Consider the following 249-nt stretch of genomic DNA (forward strand, 5'->3'; position numbering starts at 1 on the left):
TTTTTCATATTGATTAGGCATAGTCATTACCACCTAACTATTATCGGTTATTTTGAGCTTGATTTAAAAAGGCGGCAACTTTTTTAGCAATCATTTTAATCTGTGGAGTGGTAAGTGTCCCATAATCCAAATTGGCTGATCTAATGATTTGCTTACCGAGATTTTGTTCAATTTTATTTTTTTCAGCTTTAATCTTTTGATTAAGCTGTTTTAATTTGGCTTCTTGTTTTTCTAAGTTACTTTGAGACA

1 protein-coding gene is annotated in these 249 nt (G+C 30.5%); it reads right to left on the reverse strand.

Translation table 11 applies throughout. From position 1 onward, the window contains the following. Positions 1 to 40: 40 nt before the first annotated feature. Positions 41 to 249, reverse strand: a 209-nt coding sequence (locus FD47_RS15595; protein ID WP_056980864.1) for a hypothetical protein, incomplete at its 5' end; no start/stop codon positions are given.

The organism is Lentilactobacillus parafarraginis DSM 18390 = JCM 14109 (assembly GCF_001435895.1).
Classification (GTDB): domain Bacteria; phylum Bacillota; class Bacilli; order Lactobacillales; family Lactobacillaceae; genus Lentilactobacillus; species Lentilactobacillus parafarraginis.